The organism is Rhodobacter xanthinilyticus (genome assembly GCF_001856665.1).
GTDB classification, from domain to species: Bacteria; Pseudomonadota; Alphaproteobacteria; order Rhodobacterales; family Rhodobacteraceae; genus Rhodobacter; species Rhodobacter xanthinilyticus.
This window is the reverse complement of sequence record NZ_CP017781.1, coordinates 2,753,487-2,768,350: the sequence shown is the minus strand read 5'-3', so window position 1 is coordinate 2,768,350 and position 14,864 is coordinate 2,753,487. Positions and strand designations below refer to the sequence as shown.

General features: G+C 66.5%; 13 protein-coding genes. 7 read left to right on the top strand and 6 right to left on the bottom strand.

Going from position 1 to position 14,864, the window contains the following annotated elements; translation table 11 throughout:
* Positions 1–167 precede the first annotated feature (167 nt).
* The 4 genes from LPB142_RS13480 to LPB142_RS13465 all read right to left on the bottom strand — a co-directional run bounded on the left by LPB142_RS13480 (position 168) and on the right by LPB142_RS13465 (position 4,191).
* A complete protein-coding gene (locus tag LPB142_RS13480) occupies positions 168–1,079 on the bottom strand; it encodes a pirin family protein (RefSeq protein WP_071166678.1) in 912 nt (303 codons plus the stop codon).
* Between the two features lie 119 nt (positions 1,080–1,198).
* Positions 1,199–1,825, bottom strand: coding sequence for a TadE/TadG family type IV pilus assembly protein (locus LPB142_RS13475; RefSeq protein ID WP_071166677.1), 627 nt, complete (start codon positions 1,823–1,825; stop codon positions 1,199–1,201).
* 10 nt (positions 1,826–1,835) lie between these two features.
* Complete coding sequence (locus LPB142_RS13470) at positions 1,836–2,438, bottom strand: TadE/TadG family type IV pilus assembly protein (RefSeq protein WP_071166676.1); 603 nt, start codon at positions 2,436–2,438, stop codon at positions 1,836–1,838.
* A gap of 4 nt (positions 2,439–2,442) precedes the next feature.
* The gene (locus LPB142_RS13465; RefSeq protein ID WP_198037836.1) at positions 2,443–4,191 is read right to left on the bottom strand and encodes a TadE/TadG family type IV pilus assembly protein; all 1,749 of its coding nucleotides are present in this window, start codon (positions 4,189–4,191) and stop codon (positions 2,443–2,445) included.
* 307 nt (positions 4,192–4,498) lie between these two features.
* Between LPB142_RS13465 and dnaG the strand changes: the two genes are divergently transcribed.
* From dnaG to ribD, 7 genes are all read left to right on the top strand, one after another.
* Entirely contained in the window at positions 4,499–6,481 is a 1,983-nt protein-coding gene (gene dnaG / locus LPB142_RS13460) for a DNA primase (protein ID WP_071166674.1), read from the top strand.
* A gap of 145 nt (positions 6,482–6,626) precedes the next feature.
* A complete protein-coding gene (gene rpoD, locus LPB142_RS13455; protein ID WP_068764959.1) occupies positions 6,627–8,615 on the top strand; it encodes an RNA polymerase sigma factor RpoD in 1,989 nt (662 codons plus the stop codon).
* An 80-nt stretch (positions 8,616–8,695) separates the two neighbouring features.
* Complete coding sequence (locus LPB142_RS13450) at positions 8,696–9,169, top strand: hypothetical protein (protein WP_198037835.1); 474 nt, start codon at positions 8,696–8,698, stop codon at positions 9,167–9,169.
* Between the two features lie 64 nt (positions 9,170–9,233).
* Entirely contained in the window at positions 9,234–9,545 is a 312-nt protein-coding gene (locus LPB142_RS13445) for a hypothetical protein (RefSeq protein ID WP_068764957.1), read from the top strand.
* A complete protein-coding gene (locus tag LPB142_RS13440) occupies positions 9,545–9,955 on the top strand; it encodes a secondary thiamine-phosphate synthase enzyme YjbQ (RefSeq protein ID WP_068764956.1) in 411 nt (136 codons plus the stop codon). The genes LPB142_RS13445 and LPB142_RS13440 overlap by 1 nt, the downstream gene beginning before the upstream one ends.
* 144 nt (positions 9,956–10,099) lie before the next feature.
* On the top strand, positions 10,100–10,567 hold the full coding sequence (gene nrdR, locus LPB142_RS13435; protein ID WP_068764955.1) for a transcriptional regulator NrdR: 468 nt from the start codon (positions 10,100–10,102) through the stop codon (positions 10,565–10,567).
* A complete protein-coding gene (ribD, locus tag LPB142_RS13430) occupies positions 10,564–11,655 on the top strand; it encodes a bifunctional diaminohydroxyphosphoribosylaminopyrimidine deaminase/5-amino-6-(5-phosphoribosylamino)uracil reductase RibD (RefSeq protein WP_083392692.1) in 1,092 nt (363 codons plus the stop codon). Before nrdR ends, ribD begins: the two co-directional genes overlap by 4 nt.
* Here the strand turns inward: ribD and LPB142_RS13425 are convergent.
* Together LPB142_RS13425 and LPB142_RS13420 are read right to left on the bottom strand one after the other, a co-directional pair.
* Complete coding sequence (locus LPB142_RS13425) at positions 11,652–13,673, bottom strand: capsular polysaccharide biosynthesis protein (protein WP_071166672.1); 2,022 nt, start codon at positions 13,671–13,673, stop codon at positions 11,652–11,654. The genes ribD and LPB142_RS13425 overlap by 4 nt on opposite strands.
* Positions 13,673–14,803 (bottom strand): polysaccharide biosynthesis/export family protein, encoded by a 1,131-nt coding sequence (locus tag LPB142_RS13420; RefSeq protein ID WP_197474192.1) that lies wholly within the window; start codon positions 14,801–14,803, stop codon positions 13,673–13,675. Before LPB142_RS13420 ends, LPB142_RS13425 begins: the two co-directional genes overlap by 1 nt.
* Positions 14,804–14,864: the final 61 nt, after the last annotated feature.

Genomic DNA, 14,864 nt, shown 5'->3' with positions numbered 1-14,864 from the left:
GCGGGGGCAGGGGGCGCTGCCCCCTCGGCCCTTCGGGCCTCACCCCCGGGATATTTTCGCATCATTGAAGGAGGGGGGGAGGCTGCTTTTCAACGATGGGAAAATATCCTCGGGGGGTGAATGCCGCAGGCAGAGGGGGGCAGACGGCCCCCCTGCGCCCGTCGGGATCAGTGTTGTGGCTTGATGAAGGTGCCGTTGCGCAGGTCGCGGAAGGCCTGGTGGAGTTCGGCCTCGGTGTTCATCACGATCGGGCCGTGCCAGGCGACGGGTTCCTCGATCGGTGCGCCGGAGATCAGCAGGAAGCGCAGGCCGCGCTCGCCGGCCTGCACGGTGACCTCATCGCCCGAGCCGAAGCGCACCAGCGTGCGGTTGCCCGAGAGGTCGCGGATATTGACCTCCTGGCCCATCACCTCTTTCTCGAGCAGCACGCCCTGGGGCGCGGAGGCATCGGTGAAGAAGCCGTCGCCGTCGAAGACATAGGCGAAGGCGCGGCGGTAGGTATCGATCTTGAAACGCTTTTTCACGCCGGCTGGGACGAAGATGTCGAGATATTGCGGGTCGGCGGCGATGCCGTCGACGGGGCCGCGCGCGCCCCAGAAGGTGCCGGTGATGACCTTCACGCGGGTGCCGTCATCGTCGATCACCTCGGGGATATCGGCGCCCTTGATGTCCTGGTAGCGCGGCGCGGTCATCTTCAGATCGCGCGGCAGGTTCGCCCAGAGCTGGAAGCCGTGCATCCGTCCCTGCGCATCGCCCGAGGGCATTTCCTGGTGCAAGATGCCTGAGCCGGCGGTCATCCACTGGATATCGCCCGCGCCGAGGGTTCCGGCGTTGCCGAGGCTGTCGCCATGTTCGACCGAGCCCGCGAGGACATAGGTGATGGTTTCGATGCCGCGGTGGGGGTGCCAGGGGAAGCCCGCCTGATAATCGGCGGGGCGCTCGCCGCGGAAATCATCGAACATCAGGAACGGGTCACATTCGCTCGGGTCGGTGAAGCCGAAGGCGCGGTGCAGGCGCACGCCGGCGCCCTCCATCGTCGGGCGGGCGCGGCGGGTTTCGAGAACGGGGCGGATCGACATGGGGCACCTCGGGGCTGGGATCGGTTGCCCCCAAGGTAGGCGAGGCGGGGCGCGCGCCCTAGGGCTTTTGGCTCACAGGGGGCTGAGCATGGGCGCACAGAGGCGGCTCAGGGGGCGGCTCAGGAGGCGCTGTCCCAGCTGTTGTCGACGCCGCGCGGGCGGGTCACGACGAAATTCGAAAACCGCAGCTTGCCGCCGAGCAGCGGGCCGAGGAAGGTGCCGGCATTGGCGAAGACCGGCAGGTAGAAGGTCGAGGTTTCGGTGATCACCGCGGTATCGGCGACGGCCATGATCGGGATCCGGTCGGCGACGGTCTCGAGCATCGCCTGGGTCAGGGGTTTTTGCCCGTCGGTGCCGTAGGAGCCCAGCAGCTGCGCGGATTTCTCGACCCCGTCGCAGGGGGCGTTCTTTTCTTCCGGGGTCATGTCCGGGTCTTCGCTGGCGAAGCACTGGATCACCGAGATCCGCACCCAGGACTGGTCCTGCGCCGCTTGGCCCGCGACATAGCCGATCACCTCCTTGGTCCCCTCGATATAGCTCGGGCCGATCGAGGCCTCGCGGCGCGACATCAGGTCGGCGAGCGTATAGGCGGCGCGCTGATTGACCATTTTCATGCGGAAGGCTTCGTAGAATTCGAAGGCCATCATGTACCAGCCCGCGAGGATCGCGGCGCCGATCAGCCCCTCGATCGGGACCGAGCCCCGTTCGGCGGCGAGAAAGCGGTGCAGGGTGCGGAAAATGCGCATCGGGGCCTCCTCAGCTGCCCGCGCCGGTTTGCGCGGCTTGCGGTTCGTTGACGAAGACGGTGCTCGAGATCAGCGCATATTTGCCGTCGGCCGAGGTCACCAGCGCGAGCGCGAGCGGATCGGCGGCGACCATCGGCGAGACCTTCATGCACACCCGCATCAGAACCATCTGGTTGACCGCGCCGGTCTGCAAGGTGACCTCCGGGTCGGGCAGATCCTTGTCGGTGCAGGTCACCGCCCCCGCGTCGGAGGTCCAGGTGCCGTCATCGATCTCGAAGAGCTCGACGGTGACGTTGTTGGCGCAATCGTCAAACAGGCCCAGCCCGTCGCAGATCGAGGCTTTCAGCGCGGCATGGCTCGAGATATCGGCAGCGCCGAGGCGGATGTCGCGGGTGGCGACATCGATGGCGCGGTCGAGCACGATCTGGCGCAGCATCAGCAGGCTCAGATCGACCGCCGAGATCATGAACATGATGAAGGTCGGCAGGAAGATCACCGCCGGGATGGTGGCGGCGCCGCTTTCGCAGCCGAGCCAGGCGCGCGCCCACGCGCCAAGCCGGGCGCGCAGCGGTGCGCGCGGGGCGGCGGGGCGGGTTTGCGGGCGGGCGGGCATCGGTTTACTCCACCAGCCGCAGCGCGGTGATCTTCTTGGCGATCGAGGCGAAGGTCGTGCTCAGCTGACCCGAGGAGGTCTTGTAATATTTGCCCGAGCCGGTGCCCTCTTCGGCGCAGGCCTTGAGCACTTTCGCGCCGTTGCTGGTATCCTCGACGTCGATCGCGATGGTGAAGACCTTGACGCCCTTGGCCTTGGCCGCCTTGCACAGTTTCAGCAAGTTGGCGTCCTTGTCGGAGAAGGTCGAGCGCAGCGCCATCTTGTCATAGGTCGCCTTCTTGATCGCGGCCGAGGTGCCATAGGGGCGCGACAGAACCTTGTCGGCCACCCAGTGCAGCGAGAGCTTCTGGGTTTTCCACAGCGTGTCATAGGTAATGTTGTAGAGTTTTGAGGAGGGGGTGCCCATCCAGCTGGCCGATTTGTAGCTGTAGTAGGGCGGATTGCGCGTGGGGTCGTAGTAATAGAGGCCGGTGGTCGAATAGCCGGTGATGTTGCCGTAGTAATCGGTGGTCAGGGTGAGCTTGCCGGTCGAGCTCGTGGTCATGAGCCCGGAGGCGCCGGTGCGATAGGCGGGCCGCGTCGAATAGGAGCGGGTGTTCTCGCCGTCGGTCATCAGCACCAGAACCTTCATCGCGGTATTGGCGGAATTGCCCGAGACATTGGTATAGGCGAAGGGGTGGCCGGTGAGGTCGCCGCTCACGTCCTTCGAGGCGATCAGCTTGGTGATCGCGGGGGCCGCGAGCGGGTCGAGCAGCGCCATCCCCCATTTCGCGCCGAAGTCGATGGCGGTGTCGCCCGAGGCGACGAGGTCGGTGATCTTCTGCTTCAGAACGGTCTCGTTGTTGCCATAGGCGAGGATCGCGCGCGAGCTGTTCTCGACGCAGTTCTCGATCGACCAGGTCGCCCAGGGCGAGACGTTGAAATCGTAGGAAAACACGCTGTCGCCATACATCGTGCGTTGCTGGGTGACATTTGCGTCGATGCCGAGCGTGCCGAAATCTGCCTCATGCAGGTCGATGCAGGTCTTCGCATAGCTGCCGTTGCTGACATCGGTGCTCAGCGTGTAGCCCTTGGTCAGCGTCGAGCCGAGCACGACGTTCTGGTTGTAGGGCACGATCGAGATCGCGAGACGCCCGGCGGGCGCGGTGGGCGTCTGGATCGTGTCGAACATCTGGCCGATGAAGCTGTTGGCCGCCGATTGCGTGACCGCGATCCGGGTCGAGGTGACGGCTTTGCCGGTGGATGGGTCGGTGTAGCTCACCGACTCGTTCATCGAGCCCGACACGTCGAGCACCAGCGAGATCTCCACCGTGCCGACGCTTTCCTCGGCCGCGCTCGAGACCTCGCTCGAGAGCGAATTGATCTTCAGGATCGGCCCGAAGATCGTCGGCATCGTATCTTGCACGGTGATCTCGACGCGGCGCCATTCATCGTTCAGCCCGCCGGTGGCTTTCGGCTGCGCGTTGAGATAGCTCAGCCCGGCCTTGTCGATATAATCCTTGGCGACGGTCTCGGGATCGACCTTCTGGTTGAGCGAGGCGGCGGCGAGCGCCGCGCGGTCGAGCGTGCTTTGCACCAGCGCGCGGCGTTCCTCGAAGCGCACGAAGTCGATCGCGATGCCGAGTGTGATCATCATGATGATGAAAATTTGCAAGCTCAGGATCAACAGCGAGCCGTCTTCCTCTCGCAGGAAGCGCCGCACTGCGGGGGCCGTTCGGGTCAAATCGGAGAGTTTACGCATGTTAACCGTCATCGCACTGTCCTCTGAGCGCCGGTTCTGACGCTTCTGTTCGTAAGAGTTAATATTCGTTTGGAGATGTGGCGAAACTGGGGCGATTTCTGCCTAAATCGTTAAGTTTGTTGCCACATTTTTTCTGCAAGCGGTTTGAGCGGCGGGATTGTTTCAATTGTAGACAAGACTTTGCGGCGCTCTCGGGGAACTCTGTGGCGCCGATGTGGCCGCGGGGCGCCGATTCGGGCCGCCCCCCCCGTTTCGTCCGCCCCGGCCGCGTGTCGCGAGGTCTCTCGACTCCGGGGCGCATCGCGACAATATAGGGGCCATGAGCCTGCCGCCCGGATTCCTCGACGAATTGCGAACCCGCACCTCGATCGCGCAAGTGGTCGGGCGCAAGGTCACATGGGACATGCGCAAATCGAACCAGGGCAAGGGCGACTGGTGGGCGCCATGCCCGTTCCATCAGGAAAAATCGGCGTCTTTCCACGTCGATGACCGCAAGGGCTATTATTACTGCTTCGGCTGCCATGCGAAGGGCGATGCGGTGAGCTTCGTGCGCGAGACCGAGAACGTCAGCTTCATGGAGGCGATCGAGATCCTCGCGCGCGAGGCGGGGATGGTGATGCCCGCGCGCGACCCGGTGGCCAGCCAGCGCGCCGACCGGCGCAGCGAGCTCGTCGGGGTGATGGAGGAGGCGGTGAAATATTACCGCCTGCAACTTTCCACGCAGGCGGGCGCGGTCGCGCGCGACTATATCGCGCGGCGCCGGCTCACCCCCGAGACGCAGGCGCGCTTTGAGCTCGGCTTTGCGCCCGATGTGCGGCAGGGGCTCTTTCAGGCGCTCACCGCCAAGGGGATCGCGCCCGATCTGATCGTCGAGGCGGGGCTTTGTGCGCGCCCGGAGGACGGCGGCGCGCCCTATGACCGGTTCCGCGGGCGGATCATCTTCCCGATCCGCGACGGGCGCGGGCGGGCGATCTCGCTCGGCGGGCGGGCGATGGACCCGAATGCGCGCGCCAAATATCTCAACGGGCCGGAGACGCCGCTCTTTGACAAGGGGCGCAACCTCTACAACCTCGGCCCGGCGCGCGAGGCCTGTGGCAAGGGCGCGCGGCTTGTCGTGGCCGAGGGCTACATGGATGTGATCGCGCTGGCGCAGGCGGGGTTCGGCGGCGCGGTGGCGCCGCTCGGCACCGCGGTGACGGAGGATCAGCTGCGGCTGATGTGGCGCATCCATGACGAGCCGGTGATCGCGCTCGATGGCGATGCGGCGGGGATGCGCGCGGCGCTGCGGGTGATCGACCTCGCGCTGCCGCTTCTCGAGGCGGGCAAGGGGCTCAGGTTTGCGATCCTGCCGGGCGGGCAGGACCCTGATGAGCTGATCAAGGCCGAGGGTGCGGAGGCGATGGAGCGGGTGCTCGCAGGGGCGCGGCCGATGGTCGATCTGCTCTGGACGCGCGAGACCGAGGGGCGGAATTTCGACAGCCCGGAGCGCAAGGCCGCGCTCGACAAGAGCCTGCGCGCGGCGATCCGGCGGATCGCGGACCCGTCGATCCGGGCGCATTACGGCGAGGAGATCAAGCGGCTGCGCGAGGATCTCTTCGGCACGCGCGGCAGCCGGCGGGGCGCGCGCGAGGGCGGATTTGCGCCGCGGGACGGGTTTGCGGGCGGCTTCACGGGCGGCTTCTCCAAGGGCTTCGGGCGCGAACGCCCGCCCGCGCAGCCCTTGCCGACGACGCGCTCGACGCTGCTTGTCGCGGGCGATGAACGGGTTGCGGAGCATCTGCGCGAGAGCATGGTGCTCGGGATTCTGGCGGTGCACCCGGAGCTGATCGCGGAGTTCGAGAGCCAGCTCGAGCGGGTGGTTCTGACCCACCCCGACCGCGAGCGGCTGCGCGCGGTGATGCTCGCCGCGGCGCATGTCGCCCCGGCCGAAATCGCCGCGCGGCTGGCGGCGGAAGCGGGCGCAGACCTTGAAAACCTGCTCGGTCTGCCCCATCTGCGCACTGCGCCCCCGATTCTCAAACGCGAGGACGGGGCGCTCGCGCGGCTCTGTCTCGCCGAGGAGCTGGCCAAGCTCGCGACGGAGCGGGCGGTCCGCGCCGAGGTGGAAGAGGCAATGGAGGATCTGGAGGGGCTTGCCGACGAGGGTTTGACCTGGCGCCTCGCGCAGGCCACGACCGCCCGGGAACGGGCCAAGCAATCGAAGCTCGACGATACGTCGGACATGGGCGAGGACCGCGCGGCGCTTTCCGCGCAGCTCAAGGCCATGATCGACGGGGAAATCTGGCGCAAACGCAAAAACTGAGCCCGCGCGGGGCCGGAGGGGTTGATTCGGCCCTGTGATTCGGTTCCGCGATTCGATAAAACCGCAGGATATGATTCGATCCTGTCTGGGCCGGGGCCGCCGCCCGCCGCGCGCGCCCGACCCGCAGCCCGACCAAGGAGCCCCCATGGCCGCCAAAGACATCGACGAAACGAAGCCCGATACGTCCAGCGACGAGGATCAGTCCTTCGATATGTCGAAGGCCGCTGTGAAGCGGATGATCGCGGAAGCGAAGGAACGCGGCTACATCACCTATGACCAGCTCAACGCGGTGATGCCCCCCGATCAGGTCTCCGGCGACCAGATCGAGGACGTGATGTCGATGCTCTCGGAAATGGGGATCAACGTCATCGAGGCGGAAGAGGGCGAGGAGGCCGAGGGCGGCGCCATCGTCGAGACCGGCTCGGGCTCGCGCGAGGTCGCGGTGGCGACGACGCAAAGCGAGACGCTCGACCGCACCGACGACCCGGTGCGGATGTATCTGCGCGAGATGGGCTCGGTCGAGCTGCTGTCGCGCGAGGGCGAGATCGCGATCGCCAAGCGCATCGAGGCGGGGCGCAACACGATGATCGCGGGGCTGTGCGAAAGCCCGCTGACCTTCCAGGCGATCACCATCTGGCGCGACGAACTTCTCAACGAAGAGATCTTGCTGCGCGACGTGATCGACCTCGAGGCGACTTTCGGGCGCTCGCTCGACGAGGACGGCGAGATGGATGAGCCGGTCGTCGACGGGATGGAGGTCGAGGCGCAGCCCAAGCGGCCCGCCTCCGACGAGCCTGAATATGACGCCGACGGCAACCCGCTGTCGCGCGTCGACGAGGATGACGACGAGGACGACGGCTCGAACATGTCGCTCGCCGCGATGGAGGCCGCGCTCAAGCCGAAGGTGCTCGAGACGCTGGAGATCATCGCGCGCGACTATACCCGGCTTGCCGAGATGCAGGATCTGCGGATGTCGGCCACGCTGAACGAGGACGGCACCTTCTCGGTGGCGGAAGAGGCGGCCTATCAGAAGCTGCGCTCGGAAATCGTGTTGCTGGTCAACGAGTTGCATCTGCACAACAACCGGATCGAGGCGCTGATCGACCAGTGCTACGGGATCAACCGCAAGATCATGTCGATCGACAGCGGCATGGTGAAGCTCGCCGATGCGGCGCGGATCAACCGGCGCGAATTCATCGAGGAATATCGCGGCTACGAGCTCGACCCGACCTGGGGCGACAGGATGATGGCCAAGGGCGCGCGCGCCTGGACGACGCTGTTCGAGAAATCGGGTGACAAGGTCGAGGATCTGCGCGCCGAGATGGCGCAGGTCGGCCAATATGTCGGCGTCGATATCTCGGAATTCCGCCGGATCGTGAACCAGGTCCAGAAGGGCGAGAAAGAGGCGCGTCAGGCCAAGAAGGAAATGGTCGAGGCGAACCTGCGTCTGGTGATCTCGATCGCCAAGAAATACACCAACCGCGGGTTGCAATTCCTTGATCTCATTCAGGAAGGCAACATCGGTCTGATGAAGGCGGTGGATAAATTCGAATACCGCCGCGGCTACAAGTTCAGCACTTATGCGACCTGGTGGATCCGTCAGGCGATCACCCGTTCGATCGCCGATCAGGCGCGCACGATCCGCATCCCGGTGCATATGATCGAGACGATCAACAAGCTGGTGCGGACCGGGCGGCAGATGCTGCACGAGATCGGCCGCGAGCCCACGCCCGAAGAGCTGGCCGAGAAGCTGCAGATGCCGCTCGAGAAGGTTCGCAAGGTGATGAAGATCGCCAAGGAGCCGATTTCGCTCGAAACCCCGATCGGCGACGAGGAAGACAGCCAGCTTGGCGATTTCATCGAGGACAAGAACGCGATCCTGCCGCTCGACAGCGCCATTCAGGAGAACCTGAAGGAGACGACGACGCGGGTTCTGGCGAGCCTGACGCCGCGCGAGGAGCGGGTGCTGCGGATGCGCTTCGGGATCGGGATGAACACCGACCACACGCTCGAAGAGGTCGGCCAGCAATTCTCGGTCACCCGCGAACGGATCCGCCAGATCGAGGCCAAGGCCTTGAGAAAGCTCAAACATCCGAGCCGGAGCCGGAAGCTGCGCAGCTTCCTCGACCAGTAAGAGAGGCGCCCCCGGAAGGGGGCGTTTTGTTTATGATATCCAAAACCACTCTGCTTGGTGCCGCTGGTGAGCATTATGTCATGGCGCAGTTGCTCACGCGCGGGCTGATCGCGGCGCTCGCGCCGCAAGGCGTGCCCAATCTCGATATCGTGGTGAGTGATATCGAGGGGCGCCGTCAGTTCGGTGTGCAGGTCAAGAGCCGCCAAAACCGCGGGAGCGATGGCGGCTGGCACATGGGGGAAAAGCACGAGACGATCGCGGCCCCGAGCCTCTTTTATTGCTTTGTGGATTTCGGCGATATCGGCGAGACGGTGCCCGTTTGCTATATCTTGCCGAGTGAGACGGTCGCAAAAGTGATCCGCGAGACGCATCAGGCTTGGCTCTCGCGCCCGGGGAGGCTCGGGCAGGTCCGCAATAACAGCAAGCTCCGCCGGTTGGTGCCGGATTATAGCTCCGCCTATGCTCCCGATCCTCCGGTCTATGCGCTGGGCTGGCTTGATCCCTATCGGGAGGCTTGGCATCTGCTGCCATCGCCCGACGACGCGTCGGATTGACGCCGCCCCCTTCCCCCCGTGCCCGCCCCTTGCTAGGCTCGCCAAAACCTCCACGGAGCCCCTGATGACCCGCCTTCTCCTCGCCGCCCCGCTTCTCCTCGCTGCCTGCGTCGAGGGCATGTCCACCCAGACCGGCGCCCCGCGCATGGATCAGGCGGGCACCTGTTTCGCCTTCGTCACCCCGGAGGAGGGCGGAACCTTCACCCTCACCACCGGCATCGGCGACGGCTCGAAAACCCCGCTCGGCGTGCAAAAGACCGGGCTCTCGGCGAAAGAGGTCGATGCGGCCTTCGCCAAGGAGCGCGCGATCATGGACATCAACCCCGAGTGCCTCGCGATCTCCGCCAAACCGCGCGCCGAGACGCCCGCCTCCTGATGCACCGCAGCTTCGAGATCGCCACCCGCGGGCCCGGGCTCTACGAGTTCACCCGCGAGGTGGCGGAGTTCGTGCGCCCCTGCGCGGAGGGGGTGCTGACGCTGTTCATCCGCCACACCTCCGCGTCGCTCCTCATTCAGGAGAACGCCGACCCCGAGGTGCAGAGCGATCTCGGCGCCTTCTTCGAGCGGCTCGTGCCGCCCTCGGACCGGCCGGAGATGGCCTATCTGACCCATACTTACGAGGGCCCCGACGATATGCCGGCCCATATCAAGGCGGCGCTTCTTCCGGTGAGCTTGCAGATTCCTGTCATTTCCGGGCGGCTCAGGCTCGGCACCTGGCAGGGAATTTACCTTTTCGAACATCGGCGCGCGGCGCACCGGCGCGAGGTGCTGGCGCTGCTGCGCTGAGTCAAACGCGCCACAGTTGCCCCCCACTGGATCTGGTGGGCTCACATTTTCGCTACCCAAAACTTCGGTTGCCCCCTATAGTTCTGTGGATAACTGGGGCGTCAGACCCCAATATGAGGCGGGAACAGAGAGAAGGGGGAAGCCATGCGCTGCCCGTTTTGCGGTAATGTTGATACTCAGGTGAAGGATAGCCGCCCGGCGGAGGATCATGTTGCGATCCGGCGTCGACGGTTTTGCCCCGCGTGCGGCGGGCGCTTCACCACCTATGAGCGCGTGCAGCTGCGCGACCTCGTGGTGATCAAAACCTCCGGCAAACGCGAGGATTTTGATCGTGACAAGCTCGAGCGGTCGATCCGGATCTCGATGCAGAAACGTCCGATCGAGCCGGAGCGGATCGATCAGATGATCTCGGGGATCGTGCGGCGGCTCGAAAGCCTCGGCGAGACCGATATCCCCTCGAAGGCGATCGGCGAGATCGTGATGGAGACGCTGGCGCGGATCGACACCGTTGCCTACGTGCGTTTTGCGAGCGTTTACAAGAACTTCCAAGCCGCGGACGATTTCGACAAATTCGTCTCGGAGCTGCGTCCGGGGGCGGGTGAGGCCGAGTGAGCGAGGCGGACCGGCGGTTCATGCGGCTGGCGCTTGCGCTGGCTGCGCGGGGTTTGGGCAACGTCTGGCCGAACCCCGCCGTCGGCTGCGTGCTGGTGCGCGAGGGGCGGATCGTCGGGCGCGGCTGGACCCAGCCGGGCGGGCGCCCGCATGCGGAGCGGCGCGCGCTCGATCAGGCGGGGGCGGAGGCGCGTGGCGCGACCGCCTATGTCACGCTCGAGCCCTGTTCCCATCATGGCAAGACGCCGCCCTGCGCTGAGGGGTTGATCGGGGCGGAGGTGGCGCGCGTCGTCAGCGCGATGACCGACCCGGATCCGCGGGTCGCCGGGCGGGGGCATGCGATGCTGCGTGCGGCGGGGATCACGGTCGACGAGGGCCTTCTCGAGCCCGAGGCGCGCGCGCTGCAGGCCGGGTTCTTGAGCCGGATCGAGCGCGGGCGGCCGTGGATTGCGGTCAAGCTCGCGACCAGTCTCGATGGGCGGATCGCGCTCGGTAATGGCGAGAGCCAGTGGATCACCTCGGCCGAGGCGCGGGCGCGGGTGCATGCGTTGCGCGCGCGGTTTGACGCGGTTCTGGTGGGGGGCGGCACCGCGCGGGCGGACGATCCGCTGCTCACCGTGCGCGGGTTTCAGCCGGCCCGGGCGCCGGTGCGGGTGGTGGCCTCCGCGCGGCTCGATCTGCCGCGCGGGCGGCTCGCGGGCTCGCTCGATCAGGCGCCGCTCTGGCTTGTGCACGGGCCGAACGCGCCGCGGGAGGCGCGTGATTTCTGGATGAACATCGGCGCGGAACTTATTGAAGTGGCTGAGGAAAAGGGCGCGCTTCAGCCGCGTGCCCTGGTCGAGGGGCTGGCCGCGAAGGGGCTGACGCGGGTGTTTTGCGAGGGCGGTGGGCAATTCGCCGCGAGCCTGATGCGGGCGGGGCTCGTCGACGAATTCATCGGGTTCACCGCGGGGGTTGCGCTCGGCGGGGATGGGCGGCCGGCGCTCGGGCCGCTCGGGCTCGAGCGGTTGGCGCAAGCGCCGCGCTATCGGCTGAGCGAGACGCAGGTGATCGGTGGGGATGTGCTCCACCGCTGGCGGCGCGATTAACGCCAGAGCCAGGCGTAAGAGGCGAAAATCCCTTGTAATTTTGCGAGAATCCGCAGCCCCAGGCGCGGCCCGGGCAGGCGGTTCGCGGCCAGCCGTTCTACGATGACTTCGGGCGGGCAGGGCAGGCCCGAGATCGGGTCGTGATAGCGCGGGTAAGCGATCAGCGTGGCATGGGCGAGTTGCGCGAGATCCGGGCGGGCGGTGCGGCGGGCGGGAACGGCCCCAAGATCGCGGGTCAGCCCCCAGCCGGCGTAGAAGGGCGCGCCGAGGCAAGTGACGCGCTTGCCCCGCAAAAGCGCCTCGAAGCCCAGGGTGGAGGTCATCGTCCAAATTTCCTCCGCCGCCTCGATTGCCGCGATCGGGTTCGATTTGTGCAAGATCAGATCGGCGTATCGCAGCGCGGTCGCGGGCGGGACGGCGCCGGGGCGCAGGCCGGCTTCGATATCCGGGTGAGGTTTGAAAATGATGGTTTTTGCGGCGTTTTGCGCGCTGACTTCGGCGAGCAATGTCTGATTTGTGCAAATCTTGCCCGCGCCGAGCCGCAGGGAAGCATCATCTTCCACCTGCGCGGGAACGAGGATCCGGGGCCCATCGGGGAGCGGCGGCAGGGCGGCGCCGATGTTGTATTTTGACAAGGAAGCCGCGCGGATCGCGCCGATCAGGCGCTCGGCGCGCGCCCGGCCGCCGGGGGGCGGCTCACGGGCGATCAGGGTCTCGAGATCGGAGGGGCGGGTCGGGTCGTAATAGAGGCCTTGCCGATCGGTGACGAGCGAGAGCGGCGGGGTCAGCTCGGCGCCGAGGCCGCGCGAGCGCAGGAAGCCGTCCTCGACATGGAGGGCGGGGGCGTCGCTTTGCCCCCAGATCAGCAGGGAGCGACCGGTCTCCGCTGCGATCCGCTGGCCCTGCTCGAGGGTCTTGGCAAAGCGCATCGGCCGATCCTGCCCGAAGAAGCCTTGCAAGGCGCGACGTTTCCACAGGCGCATGCCGACGGCGACATGGCCGCTGCGATCTTCGCGCCAGGCGCGGGTCTCGGCCTCGAGCTGGTCGACGGCCTCCTCGAAGCTGCAGATCCGCTGGCGGCAGGGGTCGAACCAGGTCGGCGCGATCAGATAGGCTGCGGCGAAGAGTTGGGCGCGGGTCAGGCGGCGGCTGCGGCGGGGGGGCGGGTTTTCGTCCTGAGTCAGCCCCCAGCCGGCGTAGAAGGGCTGGCCGAAGACCCGCGGCCGATGGCCGGCGAAGATCGCCTCGAGGCCGAGTTGCGAGGAGACGGTATAGACCGCGATCGCGCCTTCGAGGAGCTTCCAGGGCGAGATCGGGGCGTCACAAATCTCGGTGCGGGTGTCGCAATTCCCGGGGCCGTAATGGCCGGGGCGGGCGCCGGCGATCGTCTCGGGATGGGTCTTGATCAGGATCCGCGCGCCGGGGTTTTCGATCTGGGCGACGGCGAGCATTTCGCGGAAGCTGCGCGCCGAGGCGGCGCCATGGGCGATGGAGGCATCGCCCGCGGTCTGGTCGATGACGAGCACGTAGCCCGGCGGCGGGGGCTCCAGAGTTTCATCATGATTGTTGTATTTTGAAAGGTCTGAGGCCTGCAGCCGCGCCATTCCCTCGCGCGCGCGTTGCAAAATGGAAGCATCGTCGAGCGGGTCGCGGGCGAGGATACGTTCGAGGAGCGACGGCGTCGCGGCGTCGAAATGGACGCCATGGGGGTCGATGAGCAGGCCGAGCGGCCCGCGCCCCCCCGCGCGCCCGGGTTTGACCGAGCGCAGGAACGCGTCTTCCAGCCGGATCAGCCGCGCGCCGGTGCGCGCCGCCACCGCCTCGCCGCGCGCGGCATAGGGCGAGCGGCCCCAGACCACCACCCCATCCTCGGGCCCGGGCCGGCCGAGCCGCAGATCATGCCCCGCCGCGGCGAGGATCTGGCGCAGGCGCGGCTCTTTCCAGAAGCCCAGCGTGTAATGGAAAAGCCGCCGGGGCACCCCGGCGGCCTGATCGGAGCGCGGCGCCACCGCGGGCATCAGTTCCCGAGGTTGCTGAGCGAATTGGCGGTGGTGACCGGGCCGGTGATCGCGGAGAGCGATTTTTGCCACTGCACATAGGGCGCTTCGGTCACATAGACGGTGTCGCCGTCGCGGATGATGAAATCGCGCGCGAGGAACATGCCGTTCGGCTCGGTGAGGTTGAGCACATAGACCATGCGCTGATCGCCGACGAGATCATTGCGGCCGAGCACCACCGAGGCGATCTCGGCGGGTTCGTTGCGGAACACGAAGACGCCGGTCGGGTCGGCGAGGTTCGATTGCAGCCCGCCGACGGTGGCGATCGCTTCGAGCGCGGAGAGGGTCTGGGTCTCGAAGGGCACGCGGGCCTGAGCGCCGGTCGCGCCAAGCGAGGTGAAGGCGCGGGTGTCTTCCTCGACGAGGATCACATCGCCCGGGCGCAGCGCGATATCCATTTTCGGGTTGTCGTAGAGATCCTTGAGCCAGATCTCGCCCGAGGTGCCGCCGCGTTTGACGATGATCTTGGCGATCTCGGGTTTGATCGAGACGCCACCGGCGCGGGCGATCATCGCCGAGAGGGTGCGGGTCGGGCGTTCGATCGCATAGACGCCCTGCGCGCCGATCGCGCCCATGATCGAGACGGTCGAGCCATCGCCCGCGACGCGCACCACGGTGACCTGCGGGTCGGGGGTCTGGGCGTCGAGTTTCTCGGTGATGATCTTGCGCAGCCCGTCGGGCGAGTTGCCCGCGGCCTTGATCCGCCCGGCGTAGGGCACGAAGATATAGCCCGAGCCGTCGACCTGCATCTCGGTGAGCTGGGTGGCGTTGGTGCCCTGTTGGGCCAGGAGCCCGTCCTCGACGTTTTCCCAGATCGTCAGCGCGAGCGTATCGCCCGGGTTGATCGTATCGGAGCCGACGACGCCGGCGCCCTGGAAGCGCGAGGAGAAGCCGAGCGCGGGTTGCACGGCGGTGGCGCGGGCGACGTGGTCATTGACCTCGACGACGAAGGCATCGCCCTTGCGCAGCACGGAGCCGGCAAAGATTTCCTTCTTGTTGGGGCCCGAGCGCGGGAGGGCACAAGATGCGGTGCCGAGAACGGCAACGGAAAGCCCGGCCAGAAGGGCCCTGCGGGTAGGTTTGGCGGTCACTGCTCGCTCCTCTTGCGGGATGCTGCTTATGATTTTGCGTCAAACCTAAAGAAAGATTGGC

Excerpts from the sequence above, each read along its gene's own strand:
- LPB142_RS13465 (WP_198037836.1), bottom strand. The coding sequence starts at position 4,191 with ATGACGGTTAACATGCGTAAACTCTCCGATTTGACCCGAACGGCCCCC.
- dnaG (WP_071166674.1), top strand. The coding sequence starts at position 4,499 with ATGAGCCTGCCGCCCGGATTCCTCGACGAATTGCGAACCCGCACCTCG.
- nrdR (WP_068764955.1), top strand. The coding sequence starts at position 10,100 with ATGCGCTGCCCGTTTTGCGGTAATGTTGATACTCAGGTGAAGGATAGC.
- LPB142_RS13480 (WP_071166678.1), bottom strand. The coding sequence starts at position 1,079 with ATGTCGATCCGCCCCGTTCTCGAAACCCGCCGCGCCCGCCCGACGATG.
- LPB142_RS13440 (WP_068764956.1), top strand. The coding sequence starts at position 9,545 with ATGCACCGCAGCTTCGAGATCGCCACCCGCGGGCCCGGGCTCTACGAG.
- LPB142_RS13450 (WP_198037835.1), top strand. The coding sequence starts at position 8,696 with ATGGCGCAGTTGCTCACGCGCGGGCTGATCGCGGCGCTCGCGCCGCAA.
- LPB142_RS13445 (WP_068764957.1), top strand. The coding sequence starts at position 9,234 with ATGACCCGCCTTCTCCTCGCCGCCCCGCTTCTCCTCGCTGCCTGCGTC.
- LPB142_RS13425 (WP_071166672.1), bottom strand. The coding sequence starts at position 13,673 with ATGCCCGCGGTGGCGCCGCGCTCCGATCAGGCCGCCGGGGTGCCCCGG.
- LPB142_RS13470 (WP_071166676.1), bottom strand. The coding sequence starts at position 2,438 with ATGCCCGCCCGCCCGCAAACCCGCCCCGCCGCCCCGCGCGCACCGCTG.
- rpoD (WP_068764959.1), top strand. The coding sequence starts at position 6,627 with ATGGCCGCCAAAGACATCGACGAAACGAAGCCCGATACGTCCAGCGAC.
- LPB142_RS13475 (WP_071166677.1), bottom strand. The coding sequence starts at position 1,825 with ATGCGCATTTTCCGCACCCTGCACCGCTTTCTCGCCGCCGAACGGGGC.